Here is a 22,519-nt window from a genome sequence, read left to right on the forward strand (position 1 = left end):
ATGCAAGTACACGAAATCCTGCGCATCAAGGGAACGGTGCTGTACACCGTCGTTCCGTCGCAGTCGCTGGGTAACGCGGTTGCCACGATGGCCGATCTGGATGTCGGTTCGCTGGTGGTCATGGAACACGGCCTGATGGCCGGCTTGCTGAGCTTCCGCGAAGTGCTGCGCGCCGTGCGAACGTCAGGTGCTGGCTGGCAGACACTGACGGTCGCCGACGTGATGCAGCGCGACCCGGCCACCGCACACCCCGACATGGAAGTCGACGAATTGCGTCGTCTGATGCTGGAGCGGCACTGCCGCTATCTGCCGATCATGGAAGGCGATACGCTGATGGGCGTGTTGTCCTTTCACGACGTGGCGCGCGCCATGCTTGAAGAGCAGAGCTTCGAAAACCGCATGCTGAAGAGCTATATCCGCGACTGGCCGATGGACGACGCGTCGGGCTAGGCCACACGACGGACGACCGGCCGCCGAACGCGCGCAGACGCAGGGTGCTGCAGGCCGAACACGGGGGAGGGCTATGGACAAGCTATGGCTGAAAAGCTATCCGGCAGGCGTGCCGGCCGAAATCGATCCATCGGAGTTCGCGTCGATCGGTGATCTGTTCGAGCGCAGCTGCCGCGAGTTCGCCGATCGTGACGCCTATGTCTGCATGGGCAAGGCGATCAGTTTCACCGAGACCGACAGATTGAGTGCGGCGTTTGCCGCCTATCTCCAGTCGGTGCTCGGCCTGGCGCCCGGTTCGCGGGTGGCGCTGATGATGCCCAATGTGCTTCAGTACCCGGTGGCGATGTTCGGCGCGCTGCGCGCCGGCTACACGGTGGTGAACTGCAATCCACTCTACACGCCGCGCGAGCTGGAGCACCAGCTGGTCGACAGCGGCGCCGAAATCATCGTCGTGCTGGAGAATTTCGCCTCCACCCTGCAGCAGGTGCTGGCCCGCACGCCGGTGCGCCATGTCGTGGTGACCGCGCTGGGCGACATGCTGCCGGCGCCCAAGGGCTGGCTGGTGAATATTGTCGTGCGCCACGTAAAGAAAATGGTGCCGGCATTCAACCTCCCGGGCGCCGTGCGCTTCAACGACGCGCTCAAACTGGGCCGTGGCCATGCACTCAATCCGGTCAATGTGGTGCATGAAGACATCGCGTTCCTGCAATACACCGGTGGCACGACGGGTGTCGCCAAGGGCGCCATGCTCACGCACCGCAATATCGTTGCGAACATGCTGCAGGCCGATGCATGGATCAAGCCCTTTCTGACCGGGCCGCAGATCGTCATCACTGCGCTGCCGCTGTATCACATCTTTGCACTCACTGCGAATTGCCTCGTTTTCCTGAAGCTGGGTGCCAGGAATGTGCTGATCACCAATCCGCGCGACATTCCGGGTTTCGTCAAGGAACTGTCGAAACACCGTTTCACGGCGATCACGGGCGTCAATACACTGTTCAATGCGCTCCTCAATAATGCTGATTTCGCCCGGATCGATTTTTCAGCGCTGAAAGTGTCGCTGGGGGGGGGTATGGCCGTCCAGCGGGCGGTTGCCGAACGCTGGAAGAAGGTGACCGGACGGCCGCTGATCGAAGCCTACGGATTGACGGAAACATCACCTGCGGTATGCATCAATCCGCCCGATCAGGCGGAATTCAGCGGCGCCATCGGGCTGCCTGTTCCGTCGACCGAAGTTTCGATCAGGAATGACGACGGCGTCGAATTGCCGGTCGGCGAGGCGGGCGAATTGTGTGTGCGGGGTCCGCAGGTGATGAAGGGCTATTACCGGCGGCCGGAAGAAACCGAGAAAGTGATGACGCCGGATGGGTATCTGCGGACCGGCGACGTGGCGATGGTCGATGAAAACGGCTTCGTGAAAATTGTCGATCGCAAGAAGGACATGATTCTTGTATCCGGATTCAATGTTTATCCGAACGAGGTGGAAGAAGTCATCGTCGATTGCGAGGGCGTGCTTGAATGCTGCGTGATCGGTGTCGCGGACGAGCATTCGGGCGAGGTCGTCAAGGCGTACGTCGTGCGCAAGGACATGGCGCTCACCAAGGAACAGATCATTGCGCACTGCCGGATACAATTGACCGCGTACAAGATTCCCCGCCAGGTCGAGTTTCGCGACGAACTGCCGAAAACGAATGTCGGGAAGATATTGCGCCGCGCGCTCAAGGAAGAAACGCAGAAGACGCCGCCCTGAAAACGACGGGGCATCAAATGAAAAAGGCACTGCGAGGTGCCTTTTTCATTTGTCGTGCATGAAACCGTTCAACCGTTCAATTCACGCGTGCGGCGTTCAGCTGGTCGGCCGTCATGCTGGCAAGCCAGCCCGGCTTGCGTCCGGCAGCGCCGACTTCCTTGATTTCACCGTTTTCCGGATTGCGGTACTTGCCGGGAGCGATCTTCACCTTTGCACCGGCAGCCGGGCGCGCTGCACGTTTTGCCGAAGAACCGGATAAACCGACATCGGCGGCCGAAAGATTGTATTTCTTGATCTTGGCCTTGACATCGGCAATGACGGATTCGAGTTCCGCCCGACGCACCACTTCGGCCTGCTGTTGAAGATCCGAAATTTTCGCCATCAGTTCGTCGTAACTTTGACCGGACATCGATGCTTCTCCATTGATTAATGAAATTGAATGATAGACCGATTCGACATTCAAGGTAAATCAATTCGCTCGATTTCAATCGTGGTTCGGAATGGATTCTTGATGCGTGCGGCAGAGCTCGCGTCGCGCTTGACCGCCATGCCGGACGGTTCGTGCGCTCAGGGATGACCCGGATTGCGCCACGGCAGGCGATCTCCGCCGGTTTGCTGCACTGCCGTAAAATCGGTGGCGCTTGACGTGGGTCAAGATCGCCGCGAGCCCCTGCACATACCCTTCGTTCCGGATCATGCGGGCTCGTGCGGGGTGGCGGGCGCGAAGCGGAATTTCAATGTGGAGCAGTCAAAAATGAAAACAGCGGCAATGGGCGGGGTCGGTGAGACCTACGACTACCGGGTGGTGCGGCAATTCTCGCTGATGACCGTGGTCTGGGGCATCGTGGGCATGCTGGTCGGCGTGATCATCGCCGCCCAGCTGGTATGGCCCGAACTGAACTTCGGCGAGTGGTTTCACTTCGGGCGTCTGCGGCCCCTGCATACGAACGCGGTGATTTTCGCCTTCGGTGGTTGCGCGCTGATGGCGACTTCGCTGTTCGTCGTGCAGCGCACCTGTCACACCCGGCTGTTCGCACCCTGGCTGGCCGGTTTCGTGTTCTGGGGCTGGCAGGCGGTCATCGTGCTGGCCGCCATCACGTTGCCGCTTGGCTACACGCAGGGCAAGGAATACGCCGAGCTCGAGTGGCCGATCGACATCCTGATTTCGCTGGTGTGGGTGTCCTACGCGATCGTGTTCTTCGGCACCATCATGAAGCGCAAGACGCCGCACATCTACGTCGCCAACTGGTTCTACGGCGCCTTCATCCTTGCGGTGGCGATGCTGCACCTGGTCAACAGTGCAGCCACCCCGGCCGGTTTCTGGAAGTCCTACTCGGCCTATGCCGGCGTGCAGGACGCGATGATCCAGTGGTGGTACGGCCACAACGCGGTCGGCTTCTTCCTGACCGCCGGCTTCCTCGGCATGATGTATTACTTCGTGCCCAAACAGGCCGAGCGCCCGGTGTACTCCTACCGCCTGTCGGTGGTGCACTTCTGGGCGCTGATCTTCACCTACATGTGGGCGGGTCCGCACCACCTGCACTACACCGCGCTGCCCGACTGGACGCAATCGCTCGGCATGGTGTTCTCGCTGATCCTGCTGGCGCCGAGCTGGGGCGGCATGATCAACGGCATCATGACGCTGTCGGGTGCCTGGCACAAACTGCGCACCGATCCGATCCTGAAGTTCCTGATCACCTCGCTGTCCTTTTACGGCATGTCGACCTTCGAAGGTCCGATGATGTCGATCAAGACGGTCAATGCGCTGTCGCACTACACGGACTGGACCATCGGCCACGTACATTCGGGCGCACTGGGCTGGGTCGCGATGATTTCGATCGGTTCGATCTACTACCTGATCCCGCGCCTGTTCGGCCAGGAAAAGATGTACTCGGTGCCGGCCATCAGCATCCACTTCTGGATGTCGACCCTGGGCGTGGTCCTCTATATCGCCGCAATGTGGATCGCCGGTGTCATGCAGGGCCTGATGTGGCGTGCCATCAACGACGACGGCACGCTGACCTACACCTTCGTCGAAAGCGTCAAGGCGACCTATCCGTTCTGGTTCATCCGCTTCCTTGGCGGCGCGCTCTTCCTGGCAGGCATGTTCGTCATGGCCTGGAACGTGTGGAAAACCATCGCCGGCCAGAAGGCCTACAACGCCCCCGTCATAGCGCCTGCCGCCGCGCACGCCTGATTACCGGAGATTCATCATGGCTGCATCCAAACACGAACTGATTGAACGCAACGTTGGCCTGATGGCGATACTCACCGTGCTGGTGATCGCTGTCGGCGGTCTGGTCGAAATCGTGCCGCTGTTTTTCCAACACTCGACGACCGAACCGGTCGAGGGCGTGAAGCCCTACGAGCCGCTGCAACTGGCCGGCCGCGACATCTACGTGCGGGAAGGTTGCTACAACTGCCACTCGCAGATGATCCGCCCGTTCCGCGCCGAGACCGAACGCTATGGCCACTATTCGGTGGCCGGCGAATTCGTCTATGACCGCCCGTTCCAGTGGGGCTCCAAGCGTACCGGTCCGGATCTGGCCCGCGTCGGCGGCCGCTACTCGGACGAGTGGCACCGCGTGCATCTGATCAACCCGCGCGACGTGGTGCCCGAGTCGAACATGCCCGCCTTCGCCTTCCTGGAGCGCCCGGTCAAGGCATCGACCATCGAGCAGCACATGCGCGCGCTCACCCGCGTCGGTGTGCCTTACACCGAGGAACAGATGGCGGGCGCCGCCGAATCGCTGAAGGGCAAGACCGAAATGGAGGCGCTGATCGCCTACCTGCAGGGTCTGGGTACCGCGATCAAGCGCGTCAACTGAGGGATTCCATCATGGACTACGACATCAACACCCTGCGGGCGGCCGTGACGGTTGCCGGATTCGCCTGCTTCATCGTCATCGTCATCATGGCCTGGCGGCCGGGCGCACAGCGTGCCCATCAGGAGGCGGCGATGCTGCCCTTCGCCGACGACGATCGCGTGCACCTGGATAGCGGAGAAACAAAGTGAGCGACTTCATCAGCGATTTCTGGAACGTCTATGTGGTGGTGCTCGTCATCGCCAGTCTGGTGTTCTGTGCCTTCATCATCCTGTCCAATCGCGGTGCGCGACCGACCGGCACGGTCGAGCTGCACGGTCACCAGTGGGACGAAACACTGGCCGAGTGGAACAACCCGCTGCCGCGCTGGTGGGTGTGGCTGTTCTGGATCACCATCGTCTTCGCCATCGTCTATTTGATCGCCTATCCGGGCCTGGGCCGTTTCGGCGGCAAGCTGGGATGGACCTCGGTCAACGCCTACGAGCGTGAAGTCAGCGTGGCCGACGCAAAGGTGGCGCCGCTGTTCGAGCGCTATTCGAAGATGGACGCAATGCAGGTCGCGGCCGATCCGGAGGCGCGCGCCATGGGCGAGCGCCTGTATCTGAACAACTGTGCGCAGTGTCACGGCACCGACGCGCGTGGTTCGCGCGGCTTCCCGAATCTGGTCGACAGCGACTGGCTGTACGGCGGCGATCCGGACGCCATCAAGGCGACGCTGGTCAATGGCCGCAACGCGATGATGCCCGCCTTCTCCGCCGTGCTCGATTCGGAAGCGCAGCGTGACGTGGTGCATTACGTGCGCTCGCTGTCGGGGCTGACTGCCGACAACCTGCGCGTGCAGCGTGGCAAACCGGTGTTTGCCACCAACTGTGCAGCCTGCCATGGCGCCGAAGGGCGCGGCAATCACGCCATCGGTGCGCCCAACCTGACCGACGGCGTCTGGCTGTACGGCAGCACCGAAGCCATCGTCGCGCAAAGCGTCGCACGGGGCCGCAACGGTCACATGCCGGCGCACGGCGAATTGCTCGGCGAACACAAGATCCACCTGCTGACCGCCTATGTCTGGGGCTTGTCCAACAACACCACCAAGGCCGCGGCGGCCGACAGCAGCAGCACACAGTGATGGAACCGCGACCTGCCTCCGCGGGTCGGCCGGCACGGGTGATACCGATCACCGAAGTGCCGGCTGACGAATCCGATCTGTATGCGGCGCGCAAGAAGATTCAGCCGCGCAGCATCAAGGGGCGCTTCAATTCGCTGCGCTGGGCGATGGTGTGGATCACCCAGCTGGTGTTCTACGGCTTGCCCTGGCTGCCGTGGAACGGACGCCAGGCGGTGCTGTTCGATCTGGTGGAACGCAAGTTCTACATCTTCGGGCTGGTGCTGTGGCCACAGGACGTGGTGTACCTGACGCTGCTGCTGATCATCAGCGCGCTCGGGCTGTTCCTGGTCACCGCCGTGGCGGGTCGCGTGTGGTGCGGCTATGCCTGTCCGCAGTCGGTCTATACCGAAATCTTCATGTGGATAGAGCGTCGCGTGGAAGGCGATCGGTCGGCGCGGATGAAGCTGGATGCCGCGTCGATGAGCCTGTCGAAGTTCGGTCGTCGACTCGCCAAGCACGGCATCTGGGCCGCGCTGGCGCTGTGGACCGGCTTCACGTTCGTCGGTTTCTTCTCGCCGATCCAGGAACTGGCTGCCGAAGTCGGCAACTTCGGGCTGGGCCCGTGGGAAGGCTTCTGGATGCTGTTCTACGCCGCCTTCACCTATCTGTTCGCCGGCCACATGCGCGAGCAGGTCTGCAAGTACATGTGCCCGTACGCGCGATTCCAGGGCGTCATGTTCGACCCGGACACGCTGATCGTCAGTTATGACGCGAATCGCGGCGAGCCGCGCGGCAACAAGAAGAAGGCGAAGGAGGGCCAGCCGGTCGGCGACTGCGTCGATTGCGACTGGTGCGTGCAGGTCTGTCCGACCGGCATCGACATCCGCAATGGCCTGCAGTACGAGTGCATCGGCTGCGCGCTGTGCATCGACGCCTGCGATCAGGTGATGGACAAGGTCGGACGGCCGCGCGGGCTCATCGCCTACTCGACCGAGCGCGCCCAACTGGCCGGCAAACCGGCGCATGAAGGCTGGCGCGAAGTGCTTGCGCACATCCTTCGTCCGCGCGTCATCCTGTACACCAGCCTGCTGCTGTTCATCGTGTCCGGCTTCGCCTGGGCGCTGCTGACCCGCACACCGGTCAAGATGAACGTGATGCGCGACCGTGCGTCCCTGGCGCGCGAAGTCGAAGGCGGCAAGATCGAGAACGTGTACCAGTTGCGGGTGATGAACACGTCGGAATCGGCACGTCGTTTCGTGCTCGAGGTCGAAGGCCTGCCGGGCGCGACCGTGCCCGGGTTGCGAGAGATCGAAGTCGAGGCGGCCGGATCGCGCGATGTGGGTGTGCGCGTGCAGGTCGACGCCGAGTCGCTGGCGCCGGGCTCGCATACCGTGTATTTCAATCTGCAGGCGGTCGATGCACCGGATGTCCGGGTGCATGAAAAGTCGTCCTTCCTGCAACCGAGGTAACCATGTCCGACAATTCGACACTGCCGCTGCCCTGGTATCGCCATCGCTGGCCCTGGCTGCTGATGCTCGGGCCGGTCACCGTCATCGTGGCCGGCGTCATCACGACCTGGCTGGCAGCCACCGGCAATACCGCGCTGGTCGCCGACGATTATTACAAGCAGGGCCTGACGATCAACCGCACGCTGGAGCGCGAGCGGCGCGCGGACGAACTTGGTGTTCAGGTGACGATCGCCGCAACGCCAGAGGGTGACGGTCGTGCTGACGGAACGACGCGGCTCGACATCCAGCTGTCGATGACCGATCCGGCCAGGCTGCCCGGCCGCTTGCGCATCTTTCTCGCGCACCCCACGCGCAGCGAGCTCGATCGCGAACTGCTGCTCGACGGTGTAGGTGGCCTCTACTCGGGTGTGGTGCAGGATCTGGCGCCGACTCACTGGAAGCTGGTGATCGAAGACGATGTGCGCGACTGGCGGCGTCAGGATTCGCTGCTGCTCGACGCGGGGAAGAACCGTGGCTGAAGCGTTCAACGATGAAGATCCGCACGATACCCACCGCACGCCGGGCGGCGCAGCGCGATTGTTCGCACTGGTGTCCTGGCCCTCGTTTCTGGTCGCGGCGGTTGCCGAACTGGTGTTCTTCAGCGTCATCAACCCGCAGGAACTTTACCTGCTCGGCGAGCCGGTCGGGTTTTCGCCGGTTGCGACCTATTCGATCGGATTCTTCGGATTCTGGGCGGTCGCCGGCGCATCCAGCCTGCTGACGGCCTGGCTGGCGGAAAAGCTGCCGGCGCGCTGACCGCGTGCTGCATGAGGCGGGCGCCGCCGCCCGCCTCCGCCGTGCTCAGCGGTAGACCAGCACCGGTATCTTCGAATTCGACAGCACCTTCTGCGTGACGCTGCCCAGCAGCAGGCTGGCCAGCCCGCGCCGGCTGTGCGACCCCATGAAGATCACGTCGGCCTTGCGCGACAGACCGACCTCGATGATCGCCTTGTGCGGTTCGTCCTGCGTCACGGCAATGCTGTCGACGGAAACACCGGCCGCTTCCGCCTCGGCGCGCGCCGATTGCAGGATGCGGTCGGCGTGCGTGCGCATCGCGTCGGTGAAGTCGTTCGGCGCGATCGGATCGATGCTTTCCTCGTCCGCCTCGCTGTGCAGCAGCGATACCGGGTAATCCTTCATCACGTAAAGGAAGGTGACATGGCCCGATACATCTCTGGCAAAGCAGATGGCATGCGTCACCGTTGCCTTGGAAAGGTCTGAACCGTCGACCGGCACGAGTATGTGGCGAAACATCCTGGATGACTCCTCTGTGTATTGTTTGGCCGGGTACCGCCACGGCATCCGGCCGGTTTGAATGCACGGCCTCTGCGGGCCGTTGCATTCCTTCGCACGCGCTGCTCGGATACCGGAACCCGGTACCACAAAGAAAAAGCCGGACGTGCAGTCAAGCACCTCCGGCTTTCACCACGCGGCAAGTGCGTCAGACCGCGTAGGTCTTCAGGCGCCTCGAAAAGTCCTGCAGCTGCTTGATGCCGCTGGACTCTGCGCGCGCGCACCAATCCTGCAACTGCTTCAGCAGCTGTTCGCTCGACGCGGTGGAACGCGCCCACAACGCAATCAGCTCCTGGCGCATCGTGTGCACCGTTTCCAGTCGGCTGCTGTGTGCCAGAACCGATGCCATTTCGGCATCGTCGCTTGCCGGCTGTGCGTTCTCGCTGCGGCTGAGCCAGCGCTTGAAGCGCTGATAGCGGTCGCCATCGGCCAGCGCCACATGCGACGTACGCAGCTTTTCAACTTCTTCGGCGTAGATCGAACGCAGCGACTTCATGTAGCGGGTCATCACGTCGTAGCGATGCGTGATGATCGCTTCGAGCGTCTGGGTATCGACCACGTCGCGGGCCTGGAAGCGCGGTTGCGGAATGGTTTTCTTGGCCTTGGCCAGCCCCATGATTTCGAGGATGCGGATGTACATCCAGCCGATATCGAACTCGTACCACTTCGACGACAGCTTGGCCGACGTGGCGAAGGCGTGGTGGTTGTTGTGCAGTTCTTCACCGCCGATCAGGATCCCCCACGGCGAAATGTTGGTCGCCGCGTCGGTGCAGTCGTAATTGCGGTAGCCCCAGTAGTGGCCGAGACCATTCACGACGCCAGCCGCCCAGATCGGGATCCACGCCATCTGCACGGCCCAGATCGTCAGGCCGAGCGGGCCGAACAGGATCACGTTGGTGATCAGCATCAGGCGGATGCCCAGCCCGGAGTGCTTGCTGTACAGGTTGCGCTCGATCCAGTCATCCGGCGTGCCCTGACCGTAGCGCGCCATGGTTTCCTTGTTCTTCGCCTCGAGGCGGTACAGCTCTGCGCCTTCGGTCAGCACCTTCTTGATGCCCAGAACCACCGGGCTGTGCGGATCTTCGGGGGTTTCGCACTTGGCGTGGTGCTTGCGGTGGATGGCCGCCCACTCCTTCGTCACCATGCCGGTCGTCATCCACAGCCAGAAACGGAAGATGTGGCTGGGCAGCGGGTGCATTTCGAGCGCGCGGTGCGCCTGGTGGCGGTGCAGGTAGATCGTGACGCCCGCGATCGTGAGGTGGGTAAACGCCAGCGCCACAACGATGTAACCCCACCAGGGCAGATCAATCAAGCCATTTAACATTCAGGTCTTTCTCGGTAAAGCAAAGGTCAAGCCTTGGATTCTACGCGAGCCGGGCCCGCGGTCAATTTGCGCCGCGTCAAGTGTTCGTGACATCACCCGGCGGGGCCGAAGGGTTCCGGTCGCGCATGATCCTCAGTTCGCGTTGCGGGAACGGTATTTCAATACCCGCGGCACGGAAACGTTCGAGTATTTCGAGCTGGATGGCCGAGCGCAGTCCGAGCGCCCCCCCTTCCGGGTCGGCGATCCAGATGCCCAGCTCGAGGTTGATGCCCGAGTCGCCGAAGGAGTGGAGAAAGGCCGCCGGAGCGGGTGTTTTCAACACCCGCTCCTGGGTCAATGCGGCGTCCTGCAGGATGGCCAGTGCAGCCGGTACGTCGTCGCTGTAGCTGACCTGCACCGCGATGCCGATGCGCACCTGTCGGTCCGACAGGCCTTCGTTCTGCACCACCGAACTGATCAGCAGCTCGTTCGGGATGATGGATTCGACCCCCGACAGGCTGCGCACAACCGTGTAGCGCGTGGTGATCTGGGTGACCTGGCCCCGGTCGGCGCCGACCGAAATCAGGTCGCCGATGCGGATCGAGCGGTCGAGCAGCAGGATGAAGCCCGACACATAGTTGGCCATGATCTTCTGCAGACCGAAGCCCAGACCCACGCCCAGCGCACCGCCGAACACCGACAGCGCGGTCAGGTCGATGCCGACCAGCGGCAGCGTGATGATCAGCCCGAGCAGCACCAGCGCGACCTTCGCCACCCGCGCCAGCACGATGCGCAGATTGCTGTCGATCGGCGCCCGCATCAGCTTGCGCTCGACCGATCCGGACAGCCAGACCGACGCGATCAGCGTCATCAACACCCAGGCGCCCCCCTGGAGCAGCGTCCACATCGTCAGCTTCTGCTTGCCCAGCGTGATCTTCTGGCTGTCCAGCCAGTCGATGACTTCGGGCAGGATCTCCAGCGCGTGCATCACCCAGGCCGACCAGATCGCCAGCACGATCAGGACTTCGAAGGTGCTCAGCCAGCCGGCCGGCGCAAAAACCTGGCGCAGCGCATACACGATGAGCCGGATGACGCCCATCGCCACCAGCATGGCGATCACCAGATGCATCAGCACCGGCGGCTGGTGCAGCAGGGCGAACGCGCCACGCGCCAGCGCAAGCAGCAGGATGCCGGCCAGCGGGAACATCAGCCGCTGCAGGCCGGCCCGGCCCAGCCGCGCCGCATTGCTCAATACCTCGTTGCCGTTGGCCAGCATGTCGGCACGCTGGCGCCCGATCATGTGGTGCGCAAACAGGCCGGCCAGTACAAGGCAGGCGGCGATGACGCCCAGCTCCAGTCGCGTGCTGTCGAGCGCCAGCACCGCCATCAAGGCGTCGAAAGACAGGTTGTTCATTCGGATCAGGGGGTTACGGCTTCACCGCGCAGGGTTTCCTGCACCGCATCGGCAAAACTGACCGACTGGGCGCGATGGCGCTTCCAGTTCTGCATATATAAAGCGGCGAGCGCGCGCTGGCCGCTCAGCACCAGCACGTTCTCGGCATTCTTCGACTTGCCCGCCACGCTGAAGTTGTAGGAGCCGGTCACCACCACCGGATCCTTGCCGTCCGGGTCGATGATCATCACCTTGCTGTGTGCCGCGCTGTAGGCACCATCCAGCCACAGCGGCACGCCGTGACCGGCGACCCGGGGCAGCGCGCTGTATTCGTCCTTCAGCACCTTTTCGCGGTCGGCGATCACTTCAACCTTGAGGCCGCGCTCGTGCGCCGCGATCAGCGTCTTGGCGATCTGCCGGCTGGTCAGCATGTAGGCCTGCACGTACACCGCCTGTTTCGCACCGTCGATCTGATCCATGACCAGCCGCTCGACGTCGTCCCACGGCGCGAAACCGACTTCGACCTTGCCTTCGGCCGGCAGCGCCGGGCCTGCCTGCACGGTGCCGCCGGCCAGGAGGCCGAGGGCCAGCAGCCCGAAAGCCAGAATGGAGGCGCGCAGTTCACGCATCATCGTCCGTCTCCGGGGTGGTGGCTGCACTGTTCGGGGCGCGCCGTTCCATCACCGCGGCGTAGAAGCCGTCGGTGCCATGGACGTCGGGGCGCAGTTCGAGATCGATGCCGGTATCCAGATCGATCCGGCCGGCGGCGAGGATTTCGTTTGCCGGCAGGCGCACGAAATCCGGGTGGCTGGCCAGGAAGGTGTCGATCACGCCGCGGTTTTCCGCGTCGAGCAGGCTGCAGGTCGCGTAGACCAGACGGCCGCCGGGTTTCACCAGCCGCGCCGCGCCGGCCAGAATGGCGCCCTGCTTGACCACCAGTTCCTCGACCGCGGTCGGCGTCTGGCGCCACTTCAGATCCGGATTGCGGCGCAGCGTGCCCAGACCGGAGCAGGGCGCATCGACCAGCACGCGGTCGATCTTGCCGGCGAGCCGCTTCACCTTGATGTCGTTCTCGCTGTCGATCAGCACGGGATGGATGTTCGACAGGCCGGAGCGCGCGACCCGCGGGCGCATCTTGATCAGCCGCTTTTCGGATACGTCGAACGCGTACAGCCGTCCGGTCGACCGCATCATCGCGCCCAGGGCCAGCGTCTTGCCACCGGCGCCGGCGCAGAAATCGACCACCATTTCGCCGCGCTTGGGCGCGAGCAGCAGCGCCAGCAGCTGACTGCCTTCGTCCTGCACCTCGATGATGCCCTTCTCGTACAGCGGATTCTTGGTCAGCGACGGACGCTCGCCGAGACGCAGCGCCCACGGCGAAAAGCGACCGGGCGTCACGGTCAGGCCATTGTTGGTGAGCGTTGCGGTGACCGCATCGATATCGCTTTTCATCAGGTTCACGCGCAGGTCGAGCGGTGCCTGCGTGTTCAGCGCGCGCGCCAGCGACAGCAGCGATGCTTCGTCCATCTGCGTCAGCAGGCGCTCGATCACCCAGTCCGGCAGGTCGGTCCGTTCGCCCAGCGACAGTTCGGTGTCGGCGGTCGGTGCCAGCGTTTCCAGCCATTGCGCCTCGTTGCGCGAAATCAGCGGTGCGAGAAACTTGTGTCCGAGACCTTCGATGCGCGCCAGCGCGGTGATCAGCAGCTTGCGCGCCCCGGCGTTTTCGCCCGCCACGGCGCGCAGCCAGCGCAGACGGCGCAGCACCAGGTAGGCGTGTTCCGCGACGAAGGCGCGCTCGCGCGACTGCAACGCGCGCTGATCGCGGAAGTGGGCCGACAGCACGCTGTCGGCCGTGTGTTCGAAACGCAGCATCCGGCTCAGGACGTCGGCGGTGCTATCTATCAGTTTTTCGGTCGGTTTCATCGCAGGTAGGGGTTGGCGGGTTCGTCCGCCGGCTCGTATCGGGGTGGCGGATCGACCGGGTCGCCGAAGGGCGCCGTCGTTCCGGCGGAGGCACCGGCAGTGCCGGCGCGCAGGCTCAGGTTTTCATACTCGATCAGGCGTACGCGCTGGTCGTACACATCGCCCTTGCGATCGGTGAAGCGGATCAGCACCGGCAGCCAGCGAAGATTCGGCGCCAGCCAGACCTCGATCTGGTTGTCTCCCGGCTGCGCGCGCGCCTGCAGGCGCCTGACCAGCTGGCGTCCGACGGCGGTGTCCAGGCTGCCGAGTGCCGGATCGGGCACAAACCAGCGCGGCGTGTAGCGCTTGCCGGTGGCCAGCGTGAAATCGAAGTCGCCGCCGACCTGTGCGCGCCAGATGATTTCCAGCCACAGGCTCAACATGTCCTGCGCGCCGGCCGTCAGTGCGTGGTCCGACTGCTTGGTGCCGGCGCGCAGCATAACCCGATTGCCGTCCCAGTCGAACACCACCTCCTCCTCGGTCGCCTTGCCCTGTGTCGCCCGCGACACATAGCGCAGCGGCTTCAGACCGTCGGTCGTCACTTCGCCGGTGCTCCGCTGTTCGACGCGCAGCGGCTTGAGCAGGCCGGCCAGACCGGTCGTTTCGGTGACCTGATCCATCTGGTAGTCGCTGCCATCGTGCACCCAGTGATAACGGGTTTCCCCGATGGCCAGCTCACCGCGGAACACGTCGAACTCCAGCTTCGCTTCGCTGACCAGGGCGCGCTGCGGCGTCAGCGTGGCGGTTTCGTCGCGATCGGGCAGTGCACCTTTGGCAATCGCCCGGTCCAGCAGTTCGCGATCGCCCATGGCATCGCCGTGTTCGCCATCGGTCGTCGCCGGTTCGTCGCCCGGCGCGGGCTGCGATGGCACTTCGGGCTCGGGCTCGGGCAGCGCCACGGGTTCAGGTTTCGGGCTGCGCGGCCTCGGCGGGCGCTTCGGCGCCTGCACCGGGGCGGGCGCCGCCTCGGCGACCGGTGAAGGCACCGGCACCGCCTTCGGCGGCGGCGGGGCGGGTGGCGCAAGCAGCGCCGCGCGTATCGTCGTGCGCTCGTCCGGCAGGCGCTCGTGATCGAAGCTGCGCAGCCCGCCCGCCAGCAGAAGGTGCAGCAGCACCGAAACGGCCAGTGCGAAAAGCAGCCGGGATCGGTTCAGCGGTTCAGACATCCGCACTCGGAACGCACAGCGCGGCGCTGTCCGGCGCGGCATCGCCGCGCAGCACGGCACGGCCGTCACGCAGTGCGAGCCGGCCATCGACGAACCAGCGCACCACCTGCGGGTACAGCAGATGCTCCTGTACCAGCACGCGTGCGGCCAGCGTGGTTTCGGTATCGCCGGCCAGCACCGGCACCGCTGCCTGCGCGATGATCGGGCCGCCGTCGAGTTCGCCGGTCACGAAATGCACCGTGACGCCGGCCACCCGGCAACCCGCCTCGATGGCGCGTCGATGCGTGTGCAGCCCGGTGAAGGCCGGCAGCAGCGATGGGTGGATGTTGATCATGCGGCCGCGATAGTGCTCGACGAAGCCGGGCGTCAGGATGCGCATGAAGCCGGCGAGCACGACCAGGTCCGGGGCATGGCGATCGATGCAGGCGGCGAGCGCGGCGTCGAAGGCGGCGCGGTCGGGATAGGCGGTGTGATCGACCACTTCGGTCGCGATGCCGCGATCGCGTGCGTAGGCGAGGCCGGCAGCGTCCGGCCGGTTGCTGATCACGGCGCGGATGTCCGCCGGCAGGCCGGCGTCGACAATGGATCGCATATTGCTGCCGCGTCCGGAAATGAGGATGACGACGGATGTCATTCGGGGCTGTCGGAAGGAGGGGGTCAGAGGCGGATTATCGCCGCCCGGCCGGCTGCCTGCCTATCTGACCGGCAGGAACACCGCCGTAGCGAGCGATTGCAGGATGCGGGTCACCACGCGCCGGTTCTTGTCGGCCACGATCTGCGAACTCATGTCGAGCCAGCCGATCATCTTGCCCATTTCGCGCTCGAAGCTGAGGTTGCGCACGCCGTCGGTGCCGATCTCGTTCGACAGCAGCAGCAATTCGCCGGTGGCATCGCGCGACTGCGCCAGCTTCCACGCCGAGATCTCGACATTGCGCGCGCAATTCGACAGCGCCTGCGGATCGAGTTCATCCATGATGAACAGTTCGGTCCGGTCGGCCCAAGCAGTCTGGATCATGCCGCCCATGCCGACGATCAGCGCCGCCACCCGATCGCCCGCGAAATCGGCCGAAAAGGCCAGCCGCATCACCTCGATGTCGCGCTTGCCGTCGAATTCCGCCAGCTGCCAGCCGCGGTCGGCGTTGAACAGGCGGGCCAGCGCTTCTTCACGACTGTTCAACCAGGCGCGCCGCCATTCGCGCGGATTGCGCCGGTACAGCTTGTCGGCCAGCCGTTCCAGACTGGCGAATATCTCCCGGTGATGCGCTTCGAGTACCCGGTCGATATCACTTTTAACAATCTGTTTCGGATGCATGGAATCAGCCACTGGCGCGGGTTTCTGGCCAGTGCCGCCGCAGCCCGTGATCCAGTTGGCTATCGCGGCGCAACACAGCACGCGCACAATCGACTTGCAGGCTGTCATAGCGTTCATGACCGACAGCGTACGACAACCCGGGCCCGGTTTGGGCGCGCGACGCACCCGCGGCGCGCGCACCAGCAAGTCCCAGAACCTCCGCAAATCCGCCATGAAGATGGAACAACTCGAGCGCGTGCGCGCTCCGGGCGTCAAGGCAGGCAGCCGTCGCTTCGGCCAGCTGCTGCGCACGCTGATGCGGGCCGACCACGGCGGCGTGCTGCTGTGCGGTGGGCGCGACGTCCAGTGCGATGCGCTGGCGATGGCGCTCGCCCGGCTGCGCGACCAGCCGCTGATGCGCGTCGAACTCGAGGCCGCCAACGACGAGCCGATCAGCGCCGAACAGTGGCGGCCGTCGCTGCAGCAGGCGCGTCGGCAGGCTGCGCTGCTCTATCTTCATCTGGGGGATGGCGCCGAGGGCGCCTTCGGCCGGGTCGGCGGCGGGGTGACCAGCCTGCGCGCCGAGCGCCTGCTGGCCGATGTGCAGCGCGCCGGTGTGGTCGTCATCGTGGCGGGCGCCGAACGCTACAGTTTCGCGCTTGAAGCCTGCTGGCCGCGCATCAGACTGGATTTCCCGAAGTCGGCCCGAACTTTGCGCGCACCCATGCGACTACCAGGGGTGCGAGCGATATCGCGATGATCGCCAGAATCACCAGCGTCAGGTTTTCCTTCACCCACGGCAGGTTGCCGAACCAGTAGCCGGCCAGCGCCAGCGATACCACCCAGATGATGGCGCCCGTGATGTTGAACATCGCAAAGCGCGGGTAGCTCATCTGTGCCACCCCGGCCACGAAGGGTGCGAAGGTGCGGATCAGCGGCATGAAGCGCGCGATGATGATCGTCTTGCCGCCGTGCTTCTCGTAGAACGCATGCGTGCGGTCGAACGCCGTGCGGTTGAAGAAGCGCGAATTTTCCCATTTGAACACCCGCGGGCCGCACCACGCGCCCACCGCGTAATTCACCGCGTCGCCCAGCACGGCTGCGATGATCAGCAGCACGATCAGCAGCCCGATGTGCATGCCGCCCGCTGCTGCGATCGCGCCGGCGACGAACAGCAGCGAATCGCCGGGCAGGAAGGGCGTCACCACCAGACCGGTTTCGCAGAACACGATCAGGAAGAGGATGGCGTAGACCCAGGCGCCATACTGTGTGACCAGCATGGCCAGATGCTTGTCCAGGTGCAGCATGATGTCGATGAAGGTGGTGAGCAGTTCCATGGTGCGTCGCGCTGAAATCGAGCCCGGATGATAGCGGATGCCTGTGACGGCCCGTAAAATCGACGCCCGCCCCCGTTTTCTGCCTGCGCATGCCTTCCATCCAGCTGTTGCCCGACCTGCTGATCAGCCAGATTGCCGCCGGCGAGGTGGTCGAGCGCCCCGCATCGGTGTTGAAGGAATTGCTGGAAAACAGCCTCGACGCCGGCAGCCGCGACATCCGCGTGCAGCTCGAAGCCGGTGGCGTGAAGCGCCTGCGGGTGGCCGACGACGGTTGCGGCATGCCGCCGGAAGACCTGCCGCTGGCGCTCGCCCGCCACGCCACGTCGAAGATTGCCTCGCTCGATGACCTCGAAGCGGTGGCCACGATGGGTTTCCGCGGCGAGGCGCTGGCGTCGATCGCCAGCGTGGCCCGGGTGGTCATCACCAGCCGGCAGACCGGTTCGCCGCACGCCTGGCGGATCGATGCCGGCAGCGATCCGGAACCGGCCGCACTCGATGCCGGCACCGTGGTCGACGTCGCCGATCTTTATTACAACACCCCGGCACGGCGCAAGTTCCTGCGCACCGAACAGACCGAGTACGGCCACTGCGACGACGTGTTCCGGCGCATCGCGCTGTCGGTGCCGCAGGTCGCCTTCCAGTTGCAGCACAACGGCCGCGTCACGCAGCGCCTGCCGGCGGCCGACATGGCAAGCCGCGTGCGTGCGCTGCTCGGCGACGAATTCATGCAGCACGCGCGCCCGGTCGAGGCCGACGCCGGCCCGCTCCGGATATCGGGCTTCGTCGCCCAGCCGGCGTTTTCGCGTGCCGGGCGCGACGCCCAGTACTGCTTCGTCAATGGCCGTTTCGTGCGCGACCGCCTGCTCGCGCACGCGCTGCGCGAGGCCTACGCCGACGTGCTGCACGGTGCGCGCCATCCGGCGTACGTCGTGTTCATCGAACTCGATCCGCGCGCGGTCGACGTGAACGTGCATCCGGCCAAGACCGAAGTGCGCTTTCGCGAGGCGCGCGGCATTCACCAGTTCGTGTTCCACGCGGTCGAGCGCGCCCTCGCGCTGTCGACGCAGACGGCCGAGCCGGTCGCGTCGCAGACGGCGGATCCGGATGCCGTCCGGCCGCCGCCCTCGCAAACCGGCTGGCCGATGCAGCAGGGCCGGGGCGTCGAGCAGCCGCTGGCGCGCTATTTCGACTTCGTCCGTCATGACGCACTGCCTGCGGTCGCCCGCGCGGATGCTGCGGGCCTGCCGGACGCACCGTCCGAGTCCGGTCCGCCGCTCGGCTTCGCCCTCGCCCAGCTGCAGGGCGTGTATGTGCTTGCGCAGAACAGCGCCGGCCTGGTGCTGGTGGACATGCACGCGGCGCACGAACGCATCCTTTACGAACAGTTGAAGAAGGTGTTCGAAGGCGCGCCGGCGGTGCAGCGGTTGCTGATTCCGGCCGTGTTGTCGATGAGCGCGCGCGAGGTGGCGACCGCCTTCGAGTACGCCGACGTGCTGGACAGGCTCGGCTTCGACATCGGCCAGGCCGGGCCGAACGAGTTGATGGTGCGTGCCGTGCCGGCGCTTCTGGCGCGCGCCGACACCGCCGCGCTGTTGCGTGCGCTGCTGGAAGAGCTGCGCGAGGCGCCGGCCAGCCAGGTGGTCGAGCGCCGGCGCAACGAACTGCTCGCAACGATGGCCTGCCATGGCGCGGTGCGCGCCAACCGCCTGCTGGCGCTGCCGGAAATGAATGCGCTGCTGCGCGACATGGAAGCCTGCGAGCGCGCCGACCAGTGCAATCACGGCCGCCCGACCTGGGTGCAGCTCACCATGGGCGAACTGGACCGCCTGTTCATGCGCGGCCGCTGATCGTGCCGCCCGTGTCTGCCTCACCGGTGCTGGTGTTGCTCGGTCCGACCGCCAGCGGCAAGACGGCTGCGGTTGCCCGCATCGCCCGCGCGTTGCCGGTCGAACTGGTCAGCGTCGATTCGGCGCTGGTGTTCCGCGACATGGATATCGGCACCGCCAAGCCGACCGCGGAAGAGCGGGCACTGTGCCCGCACCACCTGATCGACATCGTGTCGCCGCAGGAGGCGTATTCGGCCGCGCGCTTTGCCGCCGACGCACGTGCGCTGATCACCGCCATCCAGGGCCGCGGCAACATTCCGCTGCTGGCTGGCGGCACCATGCTGTACATCAAGGCGCTGCGCGACGGCCTGTCCGACCTGCCGGAAGCCGACGCCGATCTGCGCGCCGACATCGACCGCCGTGCCACCGCACAGGGCTGGCCGGCGCTGCACGCCGAACTCGCTGCACGTGACCCGGACGCCGCCTTGCGTCTCAAGCCCAACGACGCGCAACGCATCCAGCGCGCGCTGGAAATCGTCACGCTGACCGGCCGACCGCTGGCCGAAAGCTATGCGCGGCGTGAGATCGATGCGCCGCTGCCGCCGATGACCGTGCTGTCGCTCGAACCGTCGGATCGCGCCTGGCTGCACCGGCGCATCGAACAGCGCTTCGACGACATGCTGACGCAGGGCCTGGTGGACGAAGTGCGCGGTTTGCGCGGAAAGTACGTGCTCGACGCCGGCATGCCGTCGATGCGCTGCGTCGGTTACCGGCAGGTGTGGAACCACCTCGAAGGCGACATCGACGCCGCCGCAATGCGCGACACCGGCATTTACGCCACGCGCCAGCTCGCCAAGCGCCAGATCACCTGGCTGCGCTCGATGCCGATCGATCAGCGCATCGATTGTTGCCGCGCAGACGCCGCGGACTCGGTGCTGGAGACCTTCACCCGCGGGCGCGGGTGAAGGTCTCCAGCACCGAGACGCAAGATGCAAGATTCAAGATGCAAGGAAAACCGGACGAGCGCCGCAGTCCGCACCTCGCACCTGAAACCGTCCGAAACGAAAAGGGCGCCTTGCAGCGCCCTTGCCTTTCATCTTGAATCTTGAATCTCAACACCGCGGGCTCATCGCCTTCTTCAGGTCGTCCAGCTTGTGGATGCGGATGTTCTTGTTGCTGACCGACAGCAGCCCTTCGTCCTGCAAGCGCGACAGGCCACGGCTGACGGTTTCGAGCTTGAGGCCGAGGTAGGAGCCGATCTCCTCGCGCGTCATGCGCAGGTTGAATTCGGTCGCCGAATAGCCGCGCGACACGAAACGCTGCGACAGATTCACCAGGAAGGCGGCCAGACGTTCTTCGGCGCGCATCGTGCCGAGCAGCATCATCACGCTCTGGTCGCGCACGATTTCTCGGCTCATCACCTTGTGGAAGTGGTGCTGCAAGGTGTCGATCTCGCGCGACAGTTCCGACAGGCGGTTGAACGGGATGACGCACACCTCGCTGTCTTCCAGCGCGCGGGCGTCGCAGTTGTGCTGACCGGTGCCGATGCCATCGAGCCCCATCAGTTCGCCCGCCATCTGGAAGCCGGTCACCTGTTCGCGGCCGTCTTCCGACACGACTTCGGTCTTGAAGAAACCGGTGCGGATGGCGAACAGCGACTGGAAGGGTTCGCCTGCCAGGTAGAGCGGCATGCCGCGCGCCACCTTGCGGCGCGCGCCGACCAGTTCGTCGACCCGTTCTATTTCCTGATCCGACAGGCCGACCGGCATGCACAGCTCGCGCAGATTGCAGGCCGAACAGGCCACCTGAAGACCGTGTGACGTGATGGGTATCGGGACGCTGCTCATTATTGACGTTGATCAATGCGCGGTGGGGGGCGCGCTTGCATGATGGACGCACCACAAAGTGTGCCAACAAATCATGAATGTCGCAAAAGAACTCGTGTTCGACCCGCAGCTGATGCGGCGTTTTGATGTGCCCGGCCCGCGCTACACCTCGTATCCGACGGCCGATCGCTTCAACTTTTCGCACGACGCCCGGGCACACGGGGCGCGACTCGAGGCGCGCAATGCAGCGGCCGGGCCGCTGTCGATCTACATCCACATCCCGTTCTGCGACACGATCTGCTACTACTGCGCCTGTAACAAGATCATCACCAAAGACCACGCGCGCGCCGACAGTTACGTCGATACGCTGCTGCGCGAACTGGCGATGAAGGCCGCGCTGGTCAAGGGTAGCCGCGAAGTGGCCCAGCTTCATCTGGGTGGTGGCACGCCGACCTTCCTGAACGACGCGCAGATGACCCGGCTGTTCGAAGGCCTGCGCAGCCACTTCCGCATCGCCGACTCGGCACAGTGCTCGATCGAGATGGATCCGCGCGGCGTCAGTGCCGCCCGTGTGGCGCATCTCGGTTCGCTCGGCTTCAACCGCATCAGCATCGGTGTGCAGGACTTCGACCCGGTGGTGCAGCGCGCGGTGAATCGCGTGCAGAGCGTGGAAGAGACCGAAGTCGTGCTGCGTGCGGCGCGCGCCAATGGCTTCGTGTCATCCGGCGTCGACCTGATCTACGGTCTGCCGGGGCAGACGCTCGAAAGCTTCGACGCCACATTGGCCACCTTGATCCGGCTGGCACCGGATCGCGTGGCCATCTATCACTATGCGCATCTGCCGAAACAGTTCATGCCGCAGCGGCGCATCGATGAAAGCATGCTGCCCGACGTCAGCGTGCGCCCGCAGCTTCTGAAGTTGGCGATCGACCGCCTGCACGAAGCCGGTTTCGTGCATGTCGGCATGGACCACTTTGCCCGTCCCGACGACGAACTGGCCCAGGCGCAGCGCCATGGCCGGCTGCAGCGCAACTTCCAGGGCTATTCGACGCACGCCGGCTGTGACCTGATCGGGCTTGGCGTGTCGGCCATTTCCCGCGTCGGCGCCAGTTTTGCGCAGAACCACCGCACGCTCGAAAGCTGGGCGAAAGCGATCGACGACGGCGAACTGCCGGTCATGCGCGGTCTGGACATGACGGCCGACGACAGCGTGCGCAGCGCCGTGATCGGCGCATTGATGTGCCACTTCGAACTGTCGATCGAAGCGATAGAAAGCAGTTACGCCATCGATTTCAAGCAGTATTTCGCCCCGGAGCTGGCCGAACTGCAGGAACTGGCCGATGCCGGTCTGCTGACCATCGAGCCGGACTGGATCGGCATCACGCCGCGCGGCCGCCTGCTCGTGCGCGCCGTGTGCATGGTGTTCGACCGCTATCTGCGCCTCGATTCGGAAACGGTGCGGTACTCGAAGGTGGTTTAGGGGCTGT

General features: G+C 64.7%; 24 protein-coding genes. 13 read left to right on the forward strand and 11 right to left on the reverse strand.

Features of this window, described 5'->3' with window-relative positions:
• Together ACTIFF_RS01340 and ACTIFF_RS01345 are read left to right on the forward strand one after the other, a co-directional pair.
• Positions 1-450 carry a CBS domain-containing protein gene (locus ACTIFF_RS01340; RefSeq protein WP_439535193.1) on the forward strand — a complete coding sequence of 150 codons (450 nt, stop codon included), beginning with the start codon at positions 1-3 and terminating at the stop codon, positions 448-450.
• A 73-nt stretch (positions 451-523) separates the two neighbouring features.
• Complete coding sequence (locus ACTIFF_RS01345) at positions 524-2,200, forward strand: long-chain-fatty-acid--CoA ligase (protein ID WP_439535194.1); 1,677 nt, start codon at positions 524-526, stop codon at positions 2,198-2,200.
• Positions 2,201-2,276: 76 nt separating this feature from the next.
• Here ACTIFF_RS01345 and ACTIFF_RS01350 read toward each other — a convergent pair whose 3' ends face one another.
• Entirely contained in the window at positions 2,277-2,663 is a 387-nt protein-coding gene (locus ACTIFF_RS01350) for an H-NS histone family protein (protein ID WP_439535195.1), read from the reverse strand.
• 306 nt (positions 2,664-2,969) lie between these two features.
• Here ACTIFF_RS01350 and ccoN point away from each other — a divergent pair, with 306 nt between their 5' ends.
• Genes ccoN through ACTIFF_RS01385 form a run of 7 tightly spaced genes read left to right on the forward strand, consistent with a single transcriptional unit; the run spans position 2,970 to position 8,391 of the window.
• Entirely contained in the window at positions 2,970-4,397 is a 1,428-nt protein-coding gene (gene ccoN, locus ACTIFF_RS01355; protein WP_439535365.1) for a cytochrome-c oxidase, cbb3-type subunit I, read from the forward strand.
• 16 nt (positions 4,398-4,413) lie between these two features.
• Positions 4,414-5,028, forward strand: coding sequence for a cytochrome-c oxidase, cbb3-type subunit II (gene ccoO, locus ACTIFF_RS01360; RefSeq protein ID WP_257080415.1), 615 nt, complete (start codon positions 4,414-4,416; stop codon positions 5,026-5,028).
• Positions 5,029-5,039: 11 nt separating this feature from the next.
• Positions 5,040-5,216 carry a cbb3-type cytochrome oxidase subunit 3 gene (locus ACTIFF_RS01365; protein ID WP_257095118.1) on the forward strand — a complete coding sequence of 59 codons (177 nt, stop codon included), beginning with the start codon at positions 5,040-5,042 and terminating at the stop codon, positions 5,214-5,216.
• The gene (ccoP, locus tag ACTIFF_RS01370; RefSeq protein WP_439535196.1) at positions 5,213-6,148 is read left to right on the forward strand and encodes a cytochrome-c oxidase, cbb3-type subunit III; all 936 of its coding nucleotides are present in this window, start codon (positions 5,213-5,215) and stop codon (positions 6,146-6,148) included. Before ACTIFF_RS01365 ends, ccoP begins: the two co-directional genes overlap by 4 nt.
• Before the next feature lie 38 nt (positions 6,149-6,186).
• Complete coding sequence (ccoG, locus tag ACTIFF_RS01375) at positions 6,187-7,596, forward strand: cytochrome c oxidase accessory protein CcoG (protein ID WP_439535366.1); 1,410 nt, start codon at positions 6,187-6,189, stop codon at positions 7,594-7,596.
• A gap of 2 nt (positions 7,597-7,598) precedes the next feature.
• The gene (locus ACTIFF_RS01380; protein WP_439535197.1) at positions 7,599-8,114 is read left to right on the forward strand and encodes a FixH family protein; all 516 of its coding nucleotides are present in this window, start codon (positions 7,599-7,601) and stop codon (positions 8,112-8,114) included.
• Complete coding sequence (locus tag ACTIFF_RS01385) at positions 8,107-8,391, forward strand: hypothetical protein (RefSeq protein WP_257095112.1); 285 nt, start codon at positions 8,107-8,109, stop codon at positions 8,389-8,391. The genes ACTIFF_RS01380 and ACTIFF_RS01385 overlap by 8 nt, the downstream gene beginning before the upstream one ends.
• A gap of 45 nt (positions 8,392-8,436) precedes the next feature.
• Here ACTIFF_RS01385 and ACTIFF_RS01390 read toward each other — a convergent pair whose 3' ends face one another.
• The 8 genes from ACTIFF_RS01390 to ACTIFF_RS01425 all read right to left on the reverse strand — a co-directional run bounded on the left by ACTIFF_RS01390 (position 8,437) and on the right by ACTIFF_RS01425 (position 16,076).
• Positions 8,437-8,889 carry a universal stress protein gene (locus tag ACTIFF_RS01390; protein WP_257080411.1) on the reverse strand — a complete coding sequence of 151 codons (453 nt, stop codon included), beginning with the start codon at positions 8,887-8,889 and terminating at the stop codon, positions 8,437-8,439.
• Between the two features lie 187 nt (positions 8,890-9,076).
• Entirely contained in the window at positions 9,077-10,252 is a 1,176-nt protein-coding gene (locus ACTIFF_RS01395) for a DesA family fatty acid desaturase (protein WP_439535198.1), read from the reverse strand.
• 76 nt (positions 10,253-10,328) lie between these two features.
• On the reverse strand, positions 10,329-11,645 hold the full coding sequence (locus ACTIFF_RS01400; protein WP_439535199.1) for a mechanosensitive ion channel family protein: 1,317 nt from the start codon (positions 11,643-11,645) through the stop codon (positions 10,329-10,331).
• 5 nt (positions 11,646-11,650) lie between these two features.
• Positions 11,651-12,256 carry a phospholipase D family protein gene (locus tag ACTIFF_RS01405; RefSeq protein WP_439535200.1) on the reverse strand — a complete coding sequence of 202 codons (606 nt, stop codon included), beginning with the start codon at positions 12,254-12,256 and terminating at the stop codon, positions 11,651-11,653.
• Positions 12,246-13,547, reverse strand: coding sequence for an RsmB/NOP family class I SAM-dependent RNA methyltransferase (locus tag ACTIFF_RS01410; RefSeq protein WP_439535201.1), 1,302 nt, complete (start codon positions 13,545-13,547; stop codon positions 12,246-12,248). Before ACTIFF_RS01410 ends, ACTIFF_RS01405 begins: the two co-directional genes overlap by 11 nt.
• Positions 13,544-14,752, reverse strand: coding sequence for a DUF3108 domain-containing protein (locus tag ACTIFF_RS01415; protein ID WP_439535202.1), 1,209 nt, complete (start codon positions 14,750-14,752; stop codon positions 13,544-13,546). Before ACTIFF_RS01415 ends, ACTIFF_RS01410 begins: the two co-directional genes overlap by 4 nt.
• Positions 14,745-15,386 (reverse strand): phosphoribosylglycinamide formyltransferase, encoded by a 642-nt coding sequence (gene purN / locus ACTIFF_RS01420; protein ID WP_439535203.1) that lies wholly within the window; start codon positions 15,384-15,386, stop codon positions 14,745-14,747. The genes ACTIFF_RS01415 and purN overlap by 8 nt, the downstream gene beginning before the upstream one ends.
• Before the next feature lie 60 nt (positions 15,387-15,446).
• Positions 15,447-16,076 carry a hypothetical protein gene (locus ACTIFF_RS01425; RefSeq protein ID WP_439535204.1) on the reverse strand — a complete coding sequence of 210 codons (630 nt, stop codon included), beginning with the start codon at positions 16,074-16,076 and terminating at the stop codon, positions 15,447-15,449.
• A 199-nt stretch (positions 16,077-16,275) separates the two neighbouring features.
• On the opposite strand from ACTIFF_RS01425, the gene ACTIFF_RS01430 reads away from it, so the two are divergent.
• A complete protein-coding gene (locus ACTIFF_RS01430; protein ID WP_439535205.1) occupies positions 16,276-16,803 on the forward strand; it encodes a hypothetical protein in 528 nt (175 codons plus the stop codon).
• Here the strand turns inward: ACTIFF_RS01430 and ACTIFF_RS01435 are convergent.
• A complete protein-coding gene (locus tag ACTIFF_RS01435; protein WP_439535206.1) occupies positions 16,724-17,380 on the reverse strand; it encodes a DedA family protein in 657 nt (218 codons plus the stop codon). The genes ACTIFF_RS01430 and ACTIFF_RS01435 overlap by 80 nt on opposite strands.
• 89 nt (positions 17,381-17,469) lie before the next feature.
• Here ACTIFF_RS01435 and mutL point away from each other — a divergent pair, with 89 nt between their 5' ends.
• Together mutL and miaA are read left to right on the forward strand one after the other, a co-directional pair.
• Entirely contained in the window at positions 17,470-19,227 is a 1,758-nt protein-coding gene (gene mutL / locus ACTIFF_RS01440; protein ID WP_439535207.1) for a DNA mismatch repair endonuclease MutL, read from the forward strand.
• A gap of 2 nt (positions 19,228-19,229) precedes the next feature.
• Positions 19,230-20,171 carry a tRNA (adenosine(37)-N6)-dimethylallyltransferase MiaA gene (miaA, locus tag ACTIFF_RS01445; protein ID WP_439535208.1) on the forward strand — a complete coding sequence of 314 codons (942 nt, stop codon included), beginning with the start codon at positions 19,230-19,232 and terminating at the stop codon, positions 20,169-20,171.
• A gap of 147 nt (positions 20,172-20,318) precedes the next feature.
• On the opposite strand, the gene fnr is transcribed toward miaA, so the two are convergent.
• A complete protein-coding gene (gene fnr / locus ACTIFF_RS01450; RefSeq protein ID WP_306478482.1) occupies positions 20,319-21,053 on the reverse strand; it encodes a fumarate/nitrate reduction transcriptional regulator Fnr in 735 nt (244 codons plus the stop codon).
• Between the two features lie 73 nt (positions 21,054-21,126).
• On the opposite strand from fnr, the gene hemN reads away from it, so the two are divergent.
• On the forward strand, positions 21,127-22,512 hold the full coding sequence (gene hemN / locus ACTIFF_RS01455) for an oxygen-independent coproporphyrinogen III oxidase (RefSeq protein ID WP_439535209.1): 1,386 nt from the start codon (positions 21,127-21,129) through the stop codon (positions 22,510-22,512).
• Positions 22,513-22,519 lie beyond the last annotated feature (7 nt).

The sequence above is a fragment of the Methyloversatilis sp. genome (genome assembly GCF_051861465.1).
Classification (GTDB): Bacteria; Pseudomonadota; Gammaproteobacteria; order Burkholderiales; family Rhodocyclaceae; genus Methyloversatilis.

Coding starts and splice junctions, on each gene's coding strand:
- ACTIFF_RS01340 (WP_439535193.1), top strand. CDS start 1: ATGCAAGTACACGAAATCCTGCGCATCAAGGGAACGGTGCTGTACACC.
- ACTIFF_RS01345 (WP_439535194.1), top strand. CDS start 524: ATGGACAAGCTATGGCTGAAAAGCTATCCGGCAGGCGTGCCGGCCGAA.
- ccoN (WP_439535365.1), top strand. CDS start 2,970: ATGGGCGGGGTCGGTGAGACCTACGACTACCGGGTGGTGCGGCAATTC.
- ccoO (WP_257080415.1), top strand. CDS start 4,414: ATGGCTGCATCCAAACACGAACTGATTGAACGCAACGTTGGCCTGATG.
- ACTIFF_RS01365 (WP_257095118.1), top strand. CDS start 5,040: ATGGACTACGACATCAACACCCTGCGGGCGGCCGTGACGGTTGCCGGA.
- ACTIFF_RS01380 (WP_439535197.1), top strand. CDS start 7,599: ATGTCCGACAATTCGACACTGCCGCTGCCCTGGTATCGCCATCGCTGG.
- ACTIFF_RS01390 (WP_257080411.1), bottom strand. CDS start 8,889: ATGTTTCGCCACATACTCGTGCCGGTCGACGGTTCAGACCTTTCCAAG.
- ACTIFF_RS01395 (WP_439535198.1), bottom strand. CDS start 10,252: ATGTTAAATGGCTTGATTGATCTGCCCTGGTGGGGTTACATCGTTGTG.
- ACTIFF_RS01400 (WP_439535199.1), bottom strand. CDS start 11,645: ATGAACAACCTGTCTTTCGACGCCTTGATGGCGGTGCTGGCGCTCGAC.
- ACTIFF_RS01405 (WP_439535200.1), bottom strand. CDS start 12,256: ATGATGCGTGAACTGCGCGCCTCCATTCTGGCTTTCGGGCTGCTGGCC.
- ACTIFF_RS01410 (WP_439535201.1), bottom strand. CDS start 13,547: ATGAAACCGACCGAAAAACTGATAGATAGCACCGCCGACGTCCTGAGC.
- ACTIFF_RS01415 (WP_439535202.1), bottom strand. CDS start 14,752: ATGTCTGAACCGCTGAACCGATCCCGGCTGCTTTTCGCACTGGCCGTT.
- purN (WP_439535203.1), bottom strand. CDS start 15,386: ATGACATCCGTCGTCATCCTCATTTCCGGACGCGGCAGCAATATGCGA.
- ACTIFF_RS01430 (WP_439535205.1), top strand. CDS start 16,276: ATGAAGATGGAACAACTCGAGCGCGTGCGCGCTCCGGGCGTCAAGGCA.
- ACTIFF_RS01435 (WP_439535206.1), bottom strand. CDS start 17,380: ATGGAACTGCTCACCACCTTCATCGACATCATGCTGCACCTGGACAAG.
- mutL (WP_439535207.1), top strand. CDS start 17,470: ATGCCTTCCATCCAGCTGTTGCCCGACCTGCTGATCAGCCAGATTGCC.
- fnr (WP_306478482.1), bottom strand. CDS start 21,053: ATGAGCAGCGTCCCGATACCCATCACGTCACACGGTCTTCAGGTGGCC.
- hemN (WP_439535209.1), top strand. CDS start 21,127: ATGAATGTCGCAAAAGAACTCGTGTTCGACCCGCAGCTGATGCGGCGT.